General features: G+C 30.3%; 18 protein-coding genes and 1 other RNA gene. 16 read left to right on the forward strand and 3 right to left on the reverse strand.

The genetic code is table 11. The features are described 5' to 3' along the window. The first annotated feature begins 33 nt into the window (after positions 1-33). The 4 genes from rpoD to rnpB all read left to right on the forward strand — a co-directional run bounded on the left by rpoD (position 34) and on the right by rnpB (position 2,995). The gene (gene rpoD / locus Q0X02_RS06710) at positions 34-1,179 is read left to right on the forward strand and encodes an RNA polymerase sigma factor RpoD (RefSeq protein WP_297813478.1); all 1,146 of its coding nucleotides are present in this window, start codon (positions 34-36) and stop codon (positions 1,177-1,179) included. Position 1,180: 1 nt separating this feature from the next. After that, entirely contained in the window at positions 1,181-1,873 is a 693-nt protein-coding gene (locus tag Q0X02_RS06715; protein WP_297813423.1) for a class I SAM-dependent methyltransferase, read from the forward strand. Continuing rightward, positions 1,863-2,645, forward strand: coding sequence for a Nif3-like dinuclear metal center hexameric protein (locus Q0X02_RS06720; protein WP_297813426.1), 783 nt, complete (start codon positions 1,863-1,865; stop codon positions 2,643-2,645). Before Q0X02_RS06715 ends, Q0X02_RS06720 begins: the two co-directional genes overlap by 11 nt. A gap of 19 nt (positions 2,646-2,664) precedes the next feature. Further along, positions 2,665-2,995, forward strand: an RNA gene (gene rnpB / locus Q0X02_RS06725) — RNase P RNA component class A. 47 nt (positions 2,996-3,042) lie between these two features. On the opposite strand, the gene Q0X02_RS06730 is transcribed toward rnpB, so the two are convergent. The 3 genes from Q0X02_RS06730 to fabG are packed head-to-tail and all read right to left on the reverse strand — an operon-like array spanning position 3,043 to position 5,828. After that, entirely contained in the window at positions 3,043-4,389 is a 1,347-nt protein-coding gene (locus Q0X02_RS06730) for a cell wall metabolism sensor histidine kinase WalK (RefSeq protein ID WP_297813430.1), read from the reverse strand. Then, positions 4,379-5,098 (reverse strand): response regulator transcription factor, encoded by a 720-nt coding sequence (locus tag Q0X02_RS06735; RefSeq protein WP_297813433.1) that lies wholly within the window; start codon positions 5,096-5,098, stop codon positions 4,379-4,381. The genes Q0X02_RS06730 and Q0X02_RS06735 overlap by 11 nt, the downstream gene beginning before the upstream one ends. Beyond that, complete coding sequence (gene fabG / locus Q0X02_RS06740; RefSeq protein ID WP_297813436.1) at positions 5,091-5,828, reverse strand: elongation factor P 5-aminopentanone reductase; 738 nt, start codon at positions 5,826-5,828, stop codon at positions 5,091-5,093. The genes Q0X02_RS06735 and fabG overlap by 8 nt, the downstream gene beginning before the upstream one ends. A 118-nt stretch (positions 5,829-5,946) precedes the next feature. On the opposite strand from fabG, the gene ruvC reads away from it, so the two are divergent. From ruvC to hpt, 12 genes are all read left to right on the forward strand, one after another. After that, on the forward strand, positions 5,947-6,441 hold the full coding sequence (gene ruvC, locus Q0X02_RS06745) for a crossover junction endodeoxyribonuclease RuvC (RefSeq protein WP_297813439.1): 495 nt from the start codon (positions 5,947-5,949) through the stop codon (positions 6,439-6,441). 8 nt (positions 6,442-6,449) lie between these two features. Then, complete coding sequence (gene ruvA, locus Q0X02_RS06750) at positions 6,450-7,046, forward strand: Holliday junction branch migration protein RuvA (RefSeq protein WP_297813442.1); 597 nt, start codon at positions 6,450-6,452, stop codon at positions 7,044-7,046. A 10-nt stretch (positions 7,047-7,056) separates the two neighbouring features. Then, positions 7,057-8,064 (forward strand): Holliday junction branch migration DNA helicase RuvB, encoded by a 1,008-nt coding sequence (gene ruvB, locus Q0X02_RS06755; RefSeq protein ID WP_297813446.1) that lies wholly within the window; start codon positions 7,057-7,059, stop codon positions 8,062-8,064. Between the two features lie 7 nt (positions 8,065-8,071). Next, positions 8,072-9,109 carry a tRNA preQ1(34) S-adenosylmethionine ribosyltransferase-isomerase QueA gene (queA, locus tag Q0X02_RS06760; protein WP_297813449.1) on the forward strand — a complete coding sequence of 346 codons (1,038 nt, stop codon included), beginning with the start codon at positions 8,072-8,074 and terminating at the stop codon, positions 9,107-9,109. Continuing rightward, positions 9,102-10,241 carry a tRNA guanosine(34) transglycosylase Tgt gene (tgt, locus tag Q0X02_RS06765; protein WP_297813452.1) on the forward strand — a complete coding sequence of 380 codons (1,140 nt, stop codon included), beginning with the start codon at positions 9,102-9,104 and terminating at the stop codon, positions 10,239-10,241. Before queA ends, tgt begins: the two co-directional genes overlap by 8 nt. A 23-nt stretch (positions 10,242-10,264) precedes the next feature. Continuing rightward, the gene (gene yajC, locus Q0X02_RS06770; protein WP_297813456.1) at positions 10,265-10,573 is read left to right on the forward strand and encodes a preprotein translocase subunit YajC; all 309 of its coding nucleotides are present in this window, start codon (positions 10,265-10,267) and stop codon (positions 10,571-10,573) included. A gap of 65 nt (positions 10,574-10,638) precedes the next feature. Next, positions 10,639-12,381 carry a single-stranded-DNA-specific exonuclease RecJ gene (gene recJ, locus Q0X02_RS06775; protein ID WP_297813459.1) on the forward strand — a complete coding sequence of 581 codons (1,743 nt, stop codon included), beginning with the start codon at positions 10,639-10,641 and terminating at the stop codon, positions 12,379-12,381. Between the two features lie 64 nt (positions 12,382-12,445). Next, positions 12,446-14,617: a bifunctional (p)ppGpp synthetase/guanosine-3',5'-bis(diphosphate) 3'-pyrophosphohydrolase gene (locus Q0X02_RS06780; protein ID WP_297813462.1), complete on the forward strand. Its 2,172-nt coding sequence runs from the start codon at positions 12,446-12,448 to the stop codon at positions 14,615-14,617. Continuing rightward, positions 14,617-15,063 carry a D-aminoacyl-tRNA deacylase gene (gene dtd, locus Q0X02_RS06785; protein WP_297813465.1) on the forward strand — a complete coding sequence of 149 codons (447 nt, stop codon included), beginning with the start codon at positions 14,617-14,619 and terminating at the stop codon, positions 15,061-15,063. Before Q0X02_RS06780 ends, dtd begins: the two co-directional genes overlap by 1 nt. Before the next feature lie 41 nt (positions 15,064-15,104). Next, entirely contained in the window at positions 15,105-15,671 is a 567-nt protein-coding gene (locus Q0X02_RS06790) for an MBL fold metallo-hydrolase (RefSeq protein WP_297813468.1), read from the forward strand. A gap of 14 nt (positions 15,672-15,685) precedes the next feature. Then, entirely contained in the window at positions 15,686-18,304 is a 2,619-nt protein-coding gene (locus tag Q0X02_RS06795) for a valine--tRNA ligase (protein ID WP_297813471.1), read from the forward strand. Positions 18,305-18,327: 23 nt separating this feature from the next. Beyond that, a complete protein-coding gene (gene hpt / locus Q0X02_RS06800; protein WP_297813474.1) occupies positions 18,328-18,849 on the forward strand; it encodes a hypoxanthine phosphoribosyltransferase in 522 nt (173 codons plus the stop codon). Positions 18,850-19,000 lie beyond the last annotated feature (151 nt).

The raw sequence follows: 19,000 nt of genomic DNA on the forward strand, positions 1-19,000 counted from the left end.
TACACCCATAAGGTTTCGTCGGCAGCGTCAGATGTGTATAAGAGACAGGAAGTATTGAATGAACTTATAGAAATTGGAAACGAAAATGATGGAATTGTAACTAATAAGGATTTCAAAGACTTAGATGCTTATTCTCAATTAGATGAGGAAGACTTAGAAGATATAAGAAATTTATTGTTAGAAAATAATATAGAAATCTTTGAAAGTAATGATGAAATTGATAAGAAACCACATTCTAAAGATGACGATAAAGAAGTCGTTGATTTAGATGATGATTTGGACGATGAAACAGATAAAGATGATGAAGTAGATAAAAAAGATATTGAAAATGTATCTGACATGAAGGGGATAAATGTCGATGACCCTGTAAAAATGTATTTAAAAGAAATTGGTAAAATACCATTGTTATCAGCAGAAGAAGAAGTTAAACTTGCAAAAGAAATGGAAACTGGCTCTAAAAAAGCAAAAAAGAAGTTAGCAGAAGCAAATTTGAGATTGGTTGTAAGTATTGCCAAAAGATATGTCGGACGTGGGATGAGCTTTTTGGATTTAATTCAAGAAGGAAATCTGGGACTAATGAAGGCTGTTGACAAGTTCGATTATACAAGAGGGTTTAAGTTTTCTACTTATGCAACTTGGTGGATTAGACAAGCAATAACTAGAGCAATAGCGGATCAGGCTAGGACAATTAGAATACCTGTTCATATGGTTGAAACTATAAATAGATTGGTTAGGATTGAACGACAATTGCTACAAGATTTGGGTAGAGACCCTACAAACGAAGAAATAGCAAAAGAAATGGGTATAGAGGTTGAAAAAGTTCGTGAAGTTAGAAAAATAGCTCAAGAACCCGTTAGTTTAGAAACCCCAATTGGAGAGGAAGAAGATAGTCACTTAGGAGATTTCATTGAAGATGATACTGCTGTAGCACCAGACGAAGCTGCAAATTTTACTATGTTAAGAGAAGAATTAGAAGGGATTTTAAACACTTTAAATGAACGCGAAAGAAAAGTTTTAGCTTTAAGATTTGGCCTAGTAGATGGAACTCCTAGAACTTTAGAAGAAGTTGGAAGAGATTTTGATGTGACAAGAGAGAGAATACGACAAATAGAAGCTAAGGCTTTAAGAAAATTAAAGCACCCATCAAGAAGTCAAAAATTAAAGGATTTTTTGGAGTAATATGAAAAAACAAAGGCTTGAAGAAATAATAAATTTAGTAGATAAAAATTCAATTGTTGCTGACATCGGAACAGACCATGGAATCGTTCCGTATGAACTTGTTAAACAAAACATATCTAAAAAAGTTATTGCATCTGATATTAGTGAAAAGTCTCTAATAAAATTAAAAGAAAAATTGGAATATTTAGATAATCCTGAAAAAATCATTCTTAATGTTTCTGATGGTTTAAGTAATTTAAAGGAATACCAAGTAGATACAATAATCATATCTGGAATGGGAGGTAATCTTATTAAAGATATAATTGAGAATGATTTAAAAGTTGCGAAAAGTGCTAATACCTTGATACTTGGTGCAAATAACTCTTTATCTACATTGAGGAAATTTTTGCATCAAAACTCTTTTGAAATTATAAAAGAAGTTGATTTGTTTGAGAACGATAAATACTACCAAATCATAAAAGCTAAAGTAGGCAAACAATTATTTTCAGATGAAATGGAGTATGAATTTGGAAAATATTTAATTGATAATAAATCAGAAGATTTAAAAATTTTTATTACCAGTCAAATTGAAATTAAAGAAAATCTATTATCAAATTTATTCGATAATGAGTCTGAAAACGCAAAAAGCGCCGTGGATATCTTGAATAAAGAAGTGCAAGAATTAAAGAAAGTGTTGAAAAAAATTGAAGCTTAAGGATTTTATAAAATGGTACGAACAGTTAGTTCCACTTGAATTACAAGAAGATTTCGATAATTGTGGCATTCAATATGCAAATTTAGAATCTAATATTAGTAAAATTTTAATTTCGCTTGATTTAGATGAATTTTGCATTAAAAAAGCAATTTCTGGTAGATATGATTTGATTTTTACTCATCATCCACCTTTATTTAATCCACTTAAGAATATTATTGAAAAGGCAAATGGCGTGGATACAAGATTAGTCAAGGCAATAAAAGAGGGCATCAATGTTTATTCATCGCATACTAATCTTGATTGTGTTGAATTTGGAGTTAGTAAAGCTTTGTCAGATAAACTAGGATTATTGAATGTTGAAAATTTACGAGGTGTAAATGACAATAACGATGGTTTTGGAAAAATTGGAATAATCGAAGACACAAATTTTTATGATTTCATTAATTTATTAAAGCGAAAACTAGAACTCAATAATGTAATAGTCTATGGTGAGTTAAATAAAATAATCAAAAGAGTTGCTGTGTTGGGTGGAAGTGGTGGACACTTTATTAATGATTGCATAAATAAAAAATGTGATGTATTCATTTCTTCTGAGTTTAAGTATGACCAGCAAATTGATGCACTTGATAATGATTTGATTTTAATAGATATCGGGCACTATGAATCTGAAAAATATATTTTAGAATATTTAAAAGATACAATAAACCAAAGATTTCCACAATTAATGGTAGATGTAAATTTACTAGATTATCCAACTAGAAAAATATTTTAATTGTGATATAATATTAAAGTGACTAAATCAGATAATCGCATGAAATAATGAGGAAAGTCCGTGCACTACAGAGCGAGGATGCTGGATAACGTCCAGTGGGGGCGACCCTAAGGCAAGTGCAACAGAGATATACCGCCAAATTTTTGGTAAGGGTGGAAAGGTAGGGTAAGAGCCTACCAGTATAAAGGTGACTTTATGGCTATGTAAACCCCATTCAGTGCAAAATCAAATAGGATTAAAGACGGCTGCTCGTCGTCTCCGGTAGGTAGATTGCTTGAACTAATTGGTAACAATTAGTCTAGATAGATGATTATCGAATACAGAACACGGCTTATAGATTTGGTCATAAAAAAAGATTGCTAGTCATTGATTAGCAATCTTTTTTTGATTTTAAATTTTAAACTATTATATCGTCATCAAATGATATCAGAATAACCGTACCTAAATTTAATTTAGAATTTACAGCAATATCTGCACCAATGATATCAGCATAATTTTTCACTATTGATAAACCTAACCCATAACCATTTTTTTTAGTATTTCTAGAATCATCAACTCTGAAAAATCTTTCAAATATTTTCGGTTTATTTTCTTCACTTATTCCAATTCCCGTATCTTTTACTGAAATTACTATTTTCTTGTTAACATGTCTTGCTTTTAATAATACGTTATCCGATTCTTGACAAGCTTTTAAGGCGTTGGATAAAAGATTTAATAAAATATTAGATAATTTTTCCTTATCAGTTTTTATGTCCAAATCTTCAGAAATTTCCATATTCAAAATTACATTCGCATTATCAAATTGAGTTTTCATAGATTTATAAATGACATTTAAAAACTCAGTTAAATTGAATATTTCTGGGTTATATTGAGTTTCGGGATTTGCGGATTTGAATGTATTGTTTAACTGATTTATTAGACTTGTCAATCTATCAATTTCCACTAAGAGAGTTTGGATATTATCTTTATTTGCTTCAACTATATCATCTTCCATTAATTCCAAATTTACTCTTAAATTTGTTAGTGGTGTCCTCAATTCATGGCTTATATTTTGTGCATACTCTTTTCTTGTAAATTCTTGTGTTTTCAGTGAGTTTGCCATATAGTTAATATTATCTGATAGTTGATTTACCTCAACTATTGTGCTTTTAATCGATGGGACATCATAATTTTGTTTTCTTATTCTAACAGTAGCAGATGTCAATTCTTCTATAGGGTAAGTGATTTTCTTCGATAAAAATGTTGAAATTACCAAACTTGTTATATAAGATAAAAACAATGATATAATCATAAAACGGAATAGATTTGTTACAAAAATTTCACCCCTTGAATTAAGCTGGTTTTTTTTTCTGTAAATGTATTTAATCTGACCAAGCTTTTTACCTTTCAAATCATACACATCTTTTATTTTTGTAGTATGTTCATAATTGTTTTTTAAATACTCAGCACCGTCAGTGAATGAATACATTTCACGACCAGAATTATCATAAAAAATCACATCAAGGTCTAATTCACTCAGATACCAAATATATTTATCAATATTCTGCTTCTTCAGTCCAATTTGCTGGTCTATAAATAGATTTTTTGTCAATTCTTCGATTTTTCTTTGTTTGTTCATTTGTTCATTATTTATAAAACTTTTAAAAGTGATTTGGAATATCATTATAGATATACAAGATAACATCAATATAGGAATTAAAATTGCTTTTAAAAAATCATATAAAATTTCTGATTTAAGCCTCATCATAAACTCCTAATTTATATCCTACGCCATAAATCGTCTTGATATATCGAGGTTTTTTTGGATTATCTTCAATTTTATGTCTAATATTTTTAATATGCGTATCTATTGCACGATCAAATGCTTCATAATCATACCCAAATGATAATTCTATAATTTCGTCTCTTGTGAATATTTTATTGGGATTTGAAAACAATGTTTTTATAATTTGAAACTCATTGCTGGTCAAATTAATTGTTTCTCCATCTTTTATGAATGTATTATCATCAAAAGAAATAGTAACTCTTCCGTTGTCAAAATATATTTTATCTGACTTTGGAAGTCCAAGCTTTTCAACTCTTCTCAGTATAGTCTTTACCTTTTGCACTAAAATTTTCAAGCTAAAAGGCTTTGTTATATAATCGTCAGCTCCTAATTTCAATCCATCTAAAATTTCGGATTCATCAATTTTAGCTGTAACCATTATTACCGGAGTATCTGTTCTGGATCTTATAAATTCCATAACTTTTTCACCGCTTAATTCAGGAAGCATCAAATCTAAAATTATTATTCCATAATCATCTTTTTTAATCATATTGATAGCTTCTAATCCATCAAAAGCTTGTTCAACATTGAACCCTTCGACTTCAAGGTATTTTTTTTCTGCATTTGATATGTTTATTTCATCTTCGATTATTAGCACTTTTATATTCGTAAAATTTTCGTTATACAATTACAAAACCTCCATTTGGACTTATAATTTGTCCTGTCATAAAAGAATTTTTATCTGATATTAGAAATTCAACGATATTAGCAATATCTTCCGGTTTTCCAAGTCTTCCCATAGGTGTTTCTTCAACAACATATTCAAGGTCTTCTTTCGAAATTTCACTTAACATATTAGTGTCAATGGCACCAGGAGCTATTGCATTTATTTTGATGTTGCTGTAACCAAACTCTTTAGCAAGTGATTTTGTGAGTCCAATTATAGCGGCTTTTGTTGCGGAATAATTAGATTCCATAGAAGCACCTACAATTCCCCAAATTGATGCGATATTAATAATATTACCATCTTTTTTATCCAACATATCTTCCAAAGCCAATTTTGTAATATGGTATGTTCCGTGAACATTTACATCAAACATATTGTACCAATCTTCTATTTTTATATCTTGAAACTGAGACAAAGATGCTATACCAGCGTTGTTTATGAGAACATCAACTGAATTAAATTTTTTTCTGATATACTGAAACATTTTTTTGCAATCTTCAAAATTTCTTAAGTCACAGCAATAAGATATTGCATCAATTCCTTTTTCTCTTATGTTATCCACAATTTTTTCTGCTTTTTTTTGATTTGTAAAATAGTGCACAACTACACGGTATTCCGGATGATTCTCTAGCATTTTGCATATTCCTTGACCTATTCCACCGCTTGCACCTGTAATCAATATAGTTTTCATTTTACGCTCCTTGTTATATGATATATTATAACATAAGGCTAAATTAACAAGATAATTTGTTTATGATATAATATTAAAATATGTTAAGAAATATTTGATGAATGGATTTGGATTTATTATGAGGGTTTTGGGTATAGATCCAGGAATTGCTATTGTGGGCTATTCTATTTTGGATTACGAAAATAACAGAATAAAATGTTTGGAATATGGTTGTATAACTACAAGCTCGAAATCAAGTCTTCCAGATAGATTATCTTTTATTTATAAAGAAATGAATAAAATAATAGAAGAATTTAAACCCGAAGATTGCGCTTTTGAAGAATTATTTTTCAATAAAAATGTTAAGACAGCTATAACTGTATCACAGGCTAGGGGAGTTGAAATTTTAAGTTGTATAAATAAAGATTTAAAATTATATGAATATACACCATTGCAAATAAAACAAGCTGTCGTTGGTTACGGTAGGGCAGATAAAAGACAGGTTCAAGAAACTGTTAAATCAATACTAAAATTCAATGACATTCCTAAGCCGGATGATGCTGCAGATGCTGTTGCTGTCGCTTTGTGTCATATTTTTAGTAGCAAATTTAAATATCTTTATGAAATGAAATAGGAGATAATATGTACTCATATATTATTGGAGTTATTACTGAAGTTCACGATAATTACATAGTTTTGGAGAACAATAAGATAGGATATAAGATTTTTATAACTGATTTTTTTAGGGATAGCGTTAGCGTATTAGATGAATATAAGGTTTATACTGAATTTATAGAAAGAGAAGATAGTAGTACGCTTTATGGTTTTTCGTCACAAAAAGAAAGGGAATTGTTCAATTTGTTGACAGATGTAACATCAATAGGACCTAAATATGCTATGAATATTTTGTCTACTATGACTGTAGATGAGTGCAAGACGGCTATTGTTACAGATGACATCAAATTGTTATCACAAGCTCAAGGAATAGGAAAAAAAACCGCTTCTAGGATTATTTTAGAGCTTAAAGAAAAAATCGAAAAAGATTTTGTTTCTACTGATAAAAATTCAACATCTTCGAAAAAAATTACACCTGATTCGGAATTTGCGAGGGAAGCTTTGTTACAATTAGGTTATTTTAAAAATGATATTGATAGCTTTATCGAAAACAATGATTTAACAGGATTATCTATTGAAGATATTATGAAAAAAGCTATGAAAAGTTTGGATAGTAGCAGGTAGGTGTTAATTTATGGAAGATAAGAATGAAAGAATTGTCGGCGCTAGTTTTTCTAAAGTAGATGAAGATATAGATTTTAACCTTCGTCCTAAATGGATGAGCGACTATATTGGTCAAGATAAAGTTAAGAGCAAACTTTCTATATTTATTGAAGCTGCCAAAAAAAGAAGTGAACCTTTAGACCATGCTCTTTTATATGGTCCCCCTGGTCTCGGAAAGACTACTTTGGCGCACATTATCGCTAATGAAATGGGAGTTAATCTAAGAGTTACTAGTGGTCCAGCAATAGAAAAGCCGTCTGATTTAGCTAGTATTTTAACTAATTTACAAAAAGATGATGTTTTATTTATTGATGAAATCCACAGAATTAATAGATCAGTAGAAGAAATTTTGTATCCAGCCATGGAAGATTACGCTCTTGATATTATAGTAGGTAAGGGCCCTTCTGCAAGAAGCTTGAGAATTGATTTGGAAAAATTTACTCTTATTGGTGCTACTACTAGGTCTGGACAATTGACAGGTCCTTTAAGGGATAGATTCGGAGTATTGCTAAATCTTGAATTATACGATATTGAAAGTTTAAAAAAAATAGTTACAAGGTCTGCAGGTGTACTTGGAATTGGAATAGATGAAGAAGGTGCACTAGAAATTGCAAGAAGAAGTAGAGGAACACCACGTATTGCTAATAGATTATTGAAAAGAGTTAGAGATTATGCTGAAGTTAAGGCAAATGGCAATATAACAAGGGAAATAAGCAATCTAGGCTTGAATATGCTTGAAGTTGATAAATCAGGTTTGGATTATGTTGACAGAAAAATAATAATGACAATGATTAATAATTTTAATGGAGGTCCTGTCGGAGTTGACACAATTGCAGCGGCAACTGGAGAAGAAAGAATTACTATCGAAGATGTTTATGAACCGTATCTTTTGCAGATAGGTTTTATTAATCGTACATCGAGAGGCAGGATTGTTACTGAAAAGGCCTACAGACATTTTAATATTAGTCATAAGAGGTGATAAATTAATGAATACAGATGAATTTGATTATGAATTAGATGAAAAGTACATCGCTCAGACACCATTAGACAAGAGAGATGAATCTAAGTTAATGGTGTTGAACAAATATGATGGTAAAACAGAAATAAAAAAATTTTACGATATTATAGATTATTTAAATCCTGGAGATGTTCTGGTTTGTAACAACACTAGAGTAATACCTGCTAGACTTTTTGGCCATAGACCTGAAAAAGAAGAAAAAATCGAGGTTTTATTACTCCAACAAATAGATGACAAATGGGAATGTTTAGTGAAACCAGGAAAAAAAATGAAACTTGGTCAAATAATTGAATTTTCAGATGATGTGAGCGCAAAAGTAATTGAGATTACTGAAGACGGTTCAAGAATTTTAAAATTCCAATACGATGGAATTTTTGAAGAAAGACTTGATGAGCTTGGAAATATGCCACTCCCACCATATATAAAAGAAAAATTGGAAGATAAGGAAAGATATCAAACAGTTTATTCAAAACACAAAGGAAGTGCCGCAGCACCAACTGCCGGATTACATTTTACTAATGAACTTTTAGACAAAATCAGAGAAAAAGGGGTATATGTAGCTTTTTTAACTTTGCATGTTGGTTTAGGAACTTTTAGGCCAGTTAAGGTCGAAGATGTAAAAGACCACCATATGCATTCTGAATATTACAGCATAAGTCAAGAAACTGTTGATATAATCAATGAGCAAAAATCAAAAGGTCATAATATAATAGCTGTCGGCACAACTAGTATTAGAACATTGGAGACTATCACACACAACAATAACGGCAAGCTTGTAGCTGAAAGTGGTTGGACTGATATTTTTATTTATCCTGGATTCCAATTTTTCATTGTGGATAGTTTGATAACAAATTTCCATTTGCCAAAATCGACTTTGATGATGCTAGTTAGTGCTTTTTCAAAAAAAGAATATATACTAGAAGCTTACGAAAAAGCCAAGAAGAATGATTTTAGATTTTTCAGTTTTGGCGATGCGATGTTTATAAAAGGAGGAAAAAATGTTTAGTTTTAAAATCGAAAAAAAATCCTCACAATGTAAAGCAAGAACTGGTGTTATCAAAACAAATCACGGAACTATAAAAACTCCTGTTTTTATGCCAGTTGGAACAAGAGCCACTGTAAAGGCTATGAACAACGATGAACTAAAATCAATAGGTTCACAAATTATTTTATCTAACACTTATCATCTGTATTTAAAACCAGGACAAGAAATAATCAGAAAAGCCGATGGATTACACAAATTTATGAATTGGGATAAGCCAATACTAACTGATAGTGGAGGATTTCAAGTATTCAGCTTAAGTGATACTAGAAAAATTTCTGAGGAAGGTGTAGAGTTTCGAAGCCATATTGATGGCTCAAAACATTTTATATCACCAGAAAAATCAATGGAAATTCAAAATGATTTAGGCTCTGACATAATGATGGCATTTGATGAATGTTGTCCTTATCCAGCAAGCCACGAATATACTGAAAATTCAATGATGAGGACACTCAGATGGCTGAAAAGATGCAAAGAATACCATAAAAATACTGAAAATCAAAATTTGTTCGGAATAATACAAGGCGGAATGTTTAAAGACCTACGTGAATATTCTGCCAAAAGTACAATTGAATTTGATTTGCCAGGGTATGCTGTAGGTGGTTTATCTGTCGGAGAACCAAGGAATATGATGATTGATTTGTTGGACTTTACTACTGATTTTATGCCTGAAGATAAACCTCGATATTTGATGGGTGTCGGTAGTCCTGACTACTTGTTCGAGGCTGTTGAAAAAGGAATAGATATGTGTGATTGTGTTTTACCAACAAGAATTGCGCGTAATGGTACAGCATTGACATCTAAAGGAAAATTGGTTGTAAAGAATGCAAAATACAAAGAAGATTTTTCACCATTAGATGATGATTGCGATTGTTATGCTTGCAAAAATCACACAAGAGCTTATATAAGACATTTGTTAAATGTTGACGAAATATTAGGTGCAAGATTATTGTCAATTCACAACTTAAGATTCTTGATAAGATTAATGGAAAAAATAAGAACAGCTATCGAAGAAGATAAATACATGGAATTTAAAGACGAGTTTTATCAAAATTATGGATATGATTATCACAAAAATTGTGATAATATTAAATAAGTAAATAAAAAAGGAGGATTATTATGCCAAAAATGTTAGCGTCATTACTTCCGCTAATTGCTTTATTTGGAGTTATGTATTTTTTAATGATACGTCCACAACAAAAACAACAAAAACAATTAATGGAAATGAGAAATGCGATAAAAGTTGGGGATGAAGTTATTACAATTGGTGGAATCAAAGGTACTGTAGTTGCACTTACAGACGATACTGTTGTTTTGGAAACATCTTCTCAAAAAACAAGAATTGAATTTGTTCGAAACGCTATTGCTTCAAATGTTAAATCAGTTGTAGCAAAAGAAAACAAAAAAGAAGAAAAAGAAGTTAAATAGGAATTGGTTTATAGTTCATTTGTTACTATTTGAACTATAAATCTATTTTTTATTTGAGGTAATTTATGAATAAATGGCTAATAAATAATAAAGGTTGTAATTATCGAGATATATCAAAAAAAGCTAACATTCACCCGTTGATAGCAAAATTAATGCTCAACAGAGATGTAAAAGATTTTGAAAAATTTTTAAAACCTAATGCGCAAAACTCTTACCATGACCCTTTTTTAATGAAAGATATGGATAAAGCTGTAAATATCATTTTACAATCTATTCAAAATAATGAAAAAATTAGAATTGTAGGTGATTATGACCAAGATGGTAACTCATCAACGATGACATTATTAGATGGACTAGGATATTTTACAGATAATATATCTTATGACATACCCAATAGAATAACTGATGGATACGGAATATCTTTTAATATAATTGACAAATGCAAAAATGATAAAATAGACCTCATCATAACTTGTGACAACGGAATTAGTGCAATAGAGCAGTGTGAATACGCAAAACAGAATGGTATCAAAATAATAATTACAGACCATCATCAAACCATAAAAGAAAACGGAGTTGAATTAGTACCTAATGCAGATGCCGTTTTAAATCCTCAACAATCCAAATGTAATTATCCATTTAAAAAATTATGTGGTGCAGGGGTTGCATATAAGTTAATTCAAGCCATCTTTATGACAAAAGGATATGATATAACAGAATGTGAGAATTTACTTCAATATGTAGCAATGGGTACTGTCTGTGATATTGTTGATTTAAAAGACGAAAATAGATATATTGTTTCTAAAGGATTAAAAGAAATAAATAATACAGACAATTATGGATTAAAGTGTTTGCTAAATTATGCAGGAATAAAAAATGAAGTAAATGTATATACATTAGGATTTATCATTGGTCCTTGTATAAATGCCGCTGGAAGATTAGACACAGCAAAAATTGGTGTAGAACTCTTCAGAGATGAAAATATGGACAACGTAGAGGCATACGCTAAAATTCTGATTGATTTGAATGAAAAAAGAAAAAAATTAACAGAAGAAGGATTTAACAAAGCGGTTGATTTGATAGAAAACAGTGAACTAATCAACGATGATATACTAATTTGCAATGTAGAAGGCATTCACGAAAGTGTATGCGGCATAATAGCAGGAAGGATTAAAGAAAAATACAATAAACCATCGCTAATACTCACGCAATCTGAAAATCAAGGCATATTAAAAGGCTCAGGTCGAAGTATACCTGAGTATGATATCTTTAAAGGATTTGATAAATTTCGAGATTTGTTTGTCTCTTTCGGAGGACATCCAATGGCTTGTGGATTGTCAATTGCCAATGAAAACCTAGATGAATTTAGAAAGAATGTGAACAAGCAAAGTGTTTTAAAACCAGAAGATTTTGTTAAAAAAATTTTAATAGATTCTAGTTTTTATATAGATAAAATAAATTTTGATTTAATAGATAATATAAATCTACTGCGTCCTTTTGGCAAGGAAAACCCAAAGCCTATACTAGGCGATAAAAACATAGAAATTATTTCATTGAATTTGATTGGAAAAAATAAAAATGTATTAAAATTTAAACTTTTACAAAATAATAAAACTGTTGATGCGATAATGTTTTCTAATGCAGTAGAAAAATATGATTATCTTGTTGAAAAATTTGGAAATAAAAATATTGAAAATTTATCTAATGGAATAAGTTGTAACTGTAAAATAGATGTTTTGTATTATCCTGAAATTAATGAATTTAATAATTTTAAAAAAATACAATTAAATTTAATTGATTTAAGATAAGTGTTAACATTAATAGCCAGTATATGGTATAATTATAACAAAATAATTATTAGGAGGTAGCTTTATGCATTATGAGCAATCTGATTTAAACAGTTTAATAAAATCTATACAATCTTATAATCCAAATACTGATGTAGATGCTATTACAAGAGCATATGGCTACATGTTAAGAGCTCACGAAGGTCAATTTAGAAATTCAGGTGAGCCTTATGCAATTCATCCAATTGCTGTAGCAAAAATCTTAGCTTCACTTAATATGGATGATGCTACAATTATTGCTGGATTATTTCACGATGTGATTGAAGATACTGAAATTACCTATGAAGATTTAGAATATCTATTTAGTAAAGAAATAGCAGACTTGGTAGATGGAGTTACAAAATTAAAACAGATAAAATTTAAGACAAAAAAAGATAACCAAGCTGAAAATCTCAAAAAGATGATTCTAGCTATGGCAAAAGATATTAGAGTCATAATAATAAAATTATCCGATAGACTCCACAATATGAGAACTCTTGAATATATGACACGTGCAAAACAAATCGAAAAGGCAGAGGAAGTATTGGAAATTTACGCCCCTTTAGCACACAGATTGGGTATGTCAACTATCAAGTGGGAATTAGAAGATTTGAGTTTAAAATATTTAGAGCCAAATATCTATCAAGACATTGTTAACAAAATAAACGAAACTAGACAGCAGAGAGAATCGCAAATTCAAAACATAATAAGACAGTTTGAAACGGAGCTCGAAAAAGCCAATATAAAAGCTGAAATTTATGGAAGACCAAAAAGCGTATTTTCTATATACAAAAAAATGTACAAAAAACATCTTGCTTTTGAAGAAATAAAAGATTTATCCGCTATTAGAGTTATAGTTAACAAAGAAAGTGAATGTTATGATGTTTTGGGAATTGCTCATAGATTTTATCGACCAATTCCTAATACATTTAAAGACTATATTGCTACTCCAAAGCCGAATATGTATCAATCATTGCACACAACTATACTGGCACATGATGGAAGAACTTATGAAATTCAAATTAGAACTTGGGATATGCACAGAACTTCTGAATATGGTATAGCAGCACATTGGAAGTATAAAGAGGGAACGTCAAATAAACGTTCAAAATACGACAACAAATTGGCCTGGCTTAGAGAAATTATGGATTGGCAAAAAGATTATACAGATTCAAAAGAATTTATGGATTTATTTAAAGAAGAATTTGCCAATGATGAAGTGTTTGTTTATTCTCCAAAGGGAGATGTTATGGATTTACCAGCAGGTTCAACTCCGATAGACTTCGCATACCGAGTGCATTCAGCTGTAGGAAACAAATGTGTAGGAGCTAAAGTGGATGGCAAAATTGTACCTCTAACTTATAAATTAAAGACTGGTAATGTCGTCGAAGTTCTTATCAATCCAAATTCTGGACCATCGAAAGATTGGCTAAAAATTGTAAAATCTTCACAAGCTAAAACTAAAATAAAACAGTGGTTCAAAAAAGAACAAAGGACAGAAAATATTGTTTATGGACGAGATATGCTTGAAAAAGAAGTCGCAAAAATGGGATACGGATTTAATGAAATCCTAAAAAGAGATTGGCTCGAAGAAATTGCTTCTAAATTGAGCTTTTCGTCTTTAGATGACTTATATGCTGCAATCGGCTACGGCTCAACGCGTGTAACTCAAGTTATACCAAAATTAAAAGAATTTCACAAAGATTATTATGAGACTGACCAAGTCGTTAATAAGCCAAACCATGTCGATTTCATAAATGAAGAGCCGAAAGAAAGTGGAGTTGTTATTGATGGAGTTGATAACCTAGAAATAAAACTTGCAAAATGTTGCAATCCAATTCCTGGAGACGAAATTGTCGGATACATCACAAGAGGTAGAGGAATTAGTGTCCACAGAAAAGACTGCTCAAATGTGAGATCTGTTGAAGATAAGGACAGATTGATATCAGTTAGATGGGGAAACAATTTAATAAATAATAACTACCAGGTTGAACTGCAATTAATATCATTTAATAACGTTGGATATTTAGCGGATATTACAAAAGTTATAAGTGAATGCAAGTTAAATATAAAATCATTTAACACAAGAATTAATAGGGACAAAACAGCAACAATCAATATTATTATTGAAATTAGCTCTTCATCTCAAATTGATACTGTAATTGCTAGAATAAAAAATATAAAAGGGACAATAGATGTATTTAGGGTGAATTCATAATGAGATTATTGATACAGAGAGTGACAAAAGCAAATGTTGATATAAATGGAATAACTAAGAGTAGAATAGAAGATGGGTTTCTTGTTTTTCTTGGCATACACAAGGATGATGAACAATCTGATATTGATTATTGCATAAGAAAACTTATCAATTTAAGAGTTTTTTCTGATGAAAATGATAAGCTAAATCTGTCTATTAAAGATTTAAACTACAAAATTCTGGTTGTATCACAATTTACGCTATACGCTAGTACAAAAAAAGGTAATAGACCTTCATTTGATAAATGTGCAAAAGGCGAATCTGCTAGGAATCTATACATTCAATTTATTGAAAAACTTAAAGATGAAAAGATTTGTTTTCAAACCGGAGAATTTGGTGCAGATATGCAAGTTTCTCTCACAAATGACGGTCCAGTTACAATTATAATAGATAGCAGGAGTGAATAATGACAATAGATAAGATAGTAACAACTAAGTATAGTGAAAATATGTATATTTTATCTGAAAATGGTAAATGCTTTGTTGTTGACCCCGGAGCACAAGCAGATGATATTATAGAGTATATTAGTAATAGAAACTTGGAAATTCAGTTCATACTGTTAACTCATGGTCATTTTGACCATATATTTGCTGTAGAAGAACTTAAAAACAAATTAAATACTGTAATTTACGCATCAGAAAGAGAAAAAGATTTATTGGAAGACCCAGAAAAAAATTACACAAGAAAAGTTGGAAATCCAATAACTGTAAAAGCTGATTACTATGTAAAAGATGGTGATACCATTCCTTTTAATGATTCATCAATCACAGTTATGGAGACTCCAGGTCATACTTATGGCTCAGTTTGTTATATTTACAAAAATGAAATGTTTTCTGGAGATATGCTATTTAAAAACTCCATAGGAAGATATGATTTACCTACGGCTAGTTTCGAAGATATAAAAAACAGTATAGAAAGATTAAAATTAATGAATGATGATATAAATGTGTATCCAGGTCATGGACCATCAACCACAATAGGTGACGAAAAAAAATATAATCCGTATTTTAAATAAATGTTGGGAGAATTATGAGAAATTTAGAGAAAAATTACAATCCAAAAGAATTTGAAGAAAAAATTTATGAAACTTGGGAAAAAAATGGGTATTTTAAAGGCGTAATTGATAGAGATAAAAAACCATATACTATAGTAATGCCGCCTCCAAATGTTACAGGTAATTTACATTTAGGCCATGCATTAAATAATACAATTCAAGATATTTTGATTAGAAAAAAAAGAATGGATGGATACGCAGCTTTGTGGGTTCCTGGTACTGACCACGCAAGTATAGCAACTGAAGCGAAAGTTGTTAATAGATTAAAGGAGCAAGGTAAATCCAAGGAATCTATGGGCAGAGAAGAATTTCTAAAAGCATCTTGGGAATGGACAGAAGAGTACGGCGGAAACATCAAAAAACAATTGCGAAAACTTGGAGTGTCTTGCGATTGGAGCAGGGAAGCTTTTACATTAGATGACAATTTAACTGAAGCAGTAGAAGAAGTTTTCATAAAAATGTACAACGATGGATTAATATATCAAGGAGACAGAATAGTTAACTGGTGTCCAAATTGTCATACTGCTATCAGCGATATAGAAGTTGTTCATGAAGACGAAGTGGGAAATTTTTGGAATATACGATATAAGTTCAAAGATTCTGACGATTACATTGTCATAGCTACTACTAGACCAGAAACATTATTGGGAGATTTAGCGGTAGCTGTAAACCCAGAAGACGAAAGATACAAAGATATTGTTGGCAAAACTCTGATACTACCATTGGTCAATAGAGAAATTAAGGTCATTGCAGATAGCTATGTTGATATGGAATTTGGTACAGGAATTGTAAAAATAACACCATCACATGACCCTAATGACTTCGAAGTTGGTGCTAGACATAATCTTGGTCAATGTATAGTAATTGATGAAGATGGAAAAATTGTAGAGGGATATGGAAAATATTCAGGATTGGATAGATATGAAGCTAGAAAATTAATGCTTGAAGATTTGGACAAACTTGGTCAGTTAGATTCAGTAAAAGAACACGAACATGCTGTTGGTCATTGCGAAAGATGTCATACGACTGTTGAACCTTTAATAAGTAAACAATGGTTTGTGAAAATGGACAAATTAGCAAAACTAGCCCTTGATGCCTATAAAAAAGAAGAAATTAGATTCGTACCAAAAAGATTTGAAAAAATTTATGTCAATTGGTTAGAAAATATCAGAGACTGGTGTATATCTCGACAATTGTGGTGGGGACATAGACTACCTGTATTTTACAACAATGAAACTGGTGAGGTAATTGTTTCTAGAACTAATCCTGACGAAACAAAGTATACTCAAGACCCTGATACATTGGATACATGGTTTTCTTCTGCATTGTGGCCATTTTCAACATTAGGATGGCCAAACGAAACAGAGGATTTAAAATATTTCTTTCCAACAAACGTATTAGTAACAGGATACGACATTATATTCTTCTGGGTTATAAGAATGGTATTTTCATCTTTGTATAATCTAGGAGAAGTACCTTTCAAAGATGTTTATTTAACAGGTCTTGTAAAAGATTCACTTGGAAGAAAAATGTCAAAATCATTAGGAAATGGGATTGACCCTATTGAAGTAATAGATAAATACGGTGCAGATGCGTTAAGGCTTGCACTTATCACTGGAAACACACCTGGAAATGATTCTAGATTCTATATGGAAAAGGTAGAAGCAAATAGAAATTTCTGTAATAAATTATGGAACGCATCTAGATTTGTTTTTATGAATGTAGAAGAAAACGTAAAAAACATTGATGAAGTTGATTTAAATATTGAAGATAGATGGATTATTTCAAGATTAAACAGTGTAATCGATGAAGTTTCTACAAATATTGATAAATATGAAATAGGAATTGGTGCAGAAAAAATTTACGACTTTACATGGAATATTTTCTGCGATTGGTATATTGAATTAGTTAAGCCAAGATTATATGGAGATGATTCAAAGAGTAAGGAATCAGCGCTAGCAGTCTTAATTTACACATTGAAAAATGTAATTAAATTATTGCATCCATTTATGCCATACATCACAGAGGAAATTTATAGCTATTTACCCAATAAGAATGATATGCTTATTAATGAAACTTGGCCAAAATATTGTGATTCAAATGTTTATGTTAAAGAAGAAAAGATGATTGATAAACTTATCGATTCTATCATAAGTATTAGAAATTCAAGACAAGAAATGAACATTTCACCTAAGAAAAAATCGGACATATATATAGTGACATCAGATAAAACACAAGAATCCGATTTTAAAGAATTGGAATTATTATTTAGGTCAATTGTTCCTATTGATGAATACAAGGTTAATGAAGATGTTTCTGAAGAAAATAGCATAGTGATAGTAAAGGATTCTTATAAAATAATAATTCCGTTGTCTAACTTGATAGACTATTCAAAAGAATTAGAAAGATTACAAAAAGAACTTGACTCAGCTAAATCTGAACTCAAACGTGCTGAATCAAAACTAAAAAATGATGGCTTTTTGAAGGGTGCTCCAGAAAAACTTGTAGAACAAGAAAAAGAAAAAGTAGTAAAATACACTAATTTAATCAGTGAAATTACAAATTCAATTGAATCAATTAAAGAAAATATATAATAAATATAAATCTGAGGTGAATAATGAAAGAAGAAATATTATTTTGTGAAGAACAAATAAAGAACAAAGTCAAAGAGTTAGGAAAACAAATATCAGAAGACTATAAAGGTAAAAATTTGTGTGTAATATCTCTTCTTAGAGGAAGTTTTATGTTCATGTCTGATTTAGTAAGAGAAATTGATATGCCAATTTGCATTGATTTTATGACCACATCATCATATGATGATGGAGAGATATCAAAAGGGAAAGTTAAAATTCTTACAGATGTTAGAGAAAACCTTGAAAATTACGATGTTCTGATTGTGGATGATATTATTGATTCCGGTAATACAATAGTAAACACTGTTGAATATATTAAGCAAAAAAATCCATTAAGTATTAAAACTTGTGTGTTGTTAGATAAACCTAGTAGAAGACAAGTAGAGTATAATGCTGATTATGTCGGATTTGAAATAGATGATGTATTTATTGTAGGATATGGATTAAATTATAAATCATCGTACAGAAATATACCTTATATTTTTATTTGGAATCAAAATGTATAAAGAATTTGCCTATATTTATGATAAACTTACATTTGATATAGATTATGAAAAATATTCTAAAATAATTAAAGAACAATTACTTAAATTAAAAATATCTCCACGATCGATTCTTGAATTAGGAATAGGAAGCGGAAATATGACAAAATATTTC

The organism is uncultured Finegoldia sp., from assembly GCF_947252345.1.
In the GTDB taxonomy this organism is placed as follows: domain Bacteria; phylum Bacillota; class Clostridia; order Tissierellales; family Peptoniphilaceae; genus Finegoldia.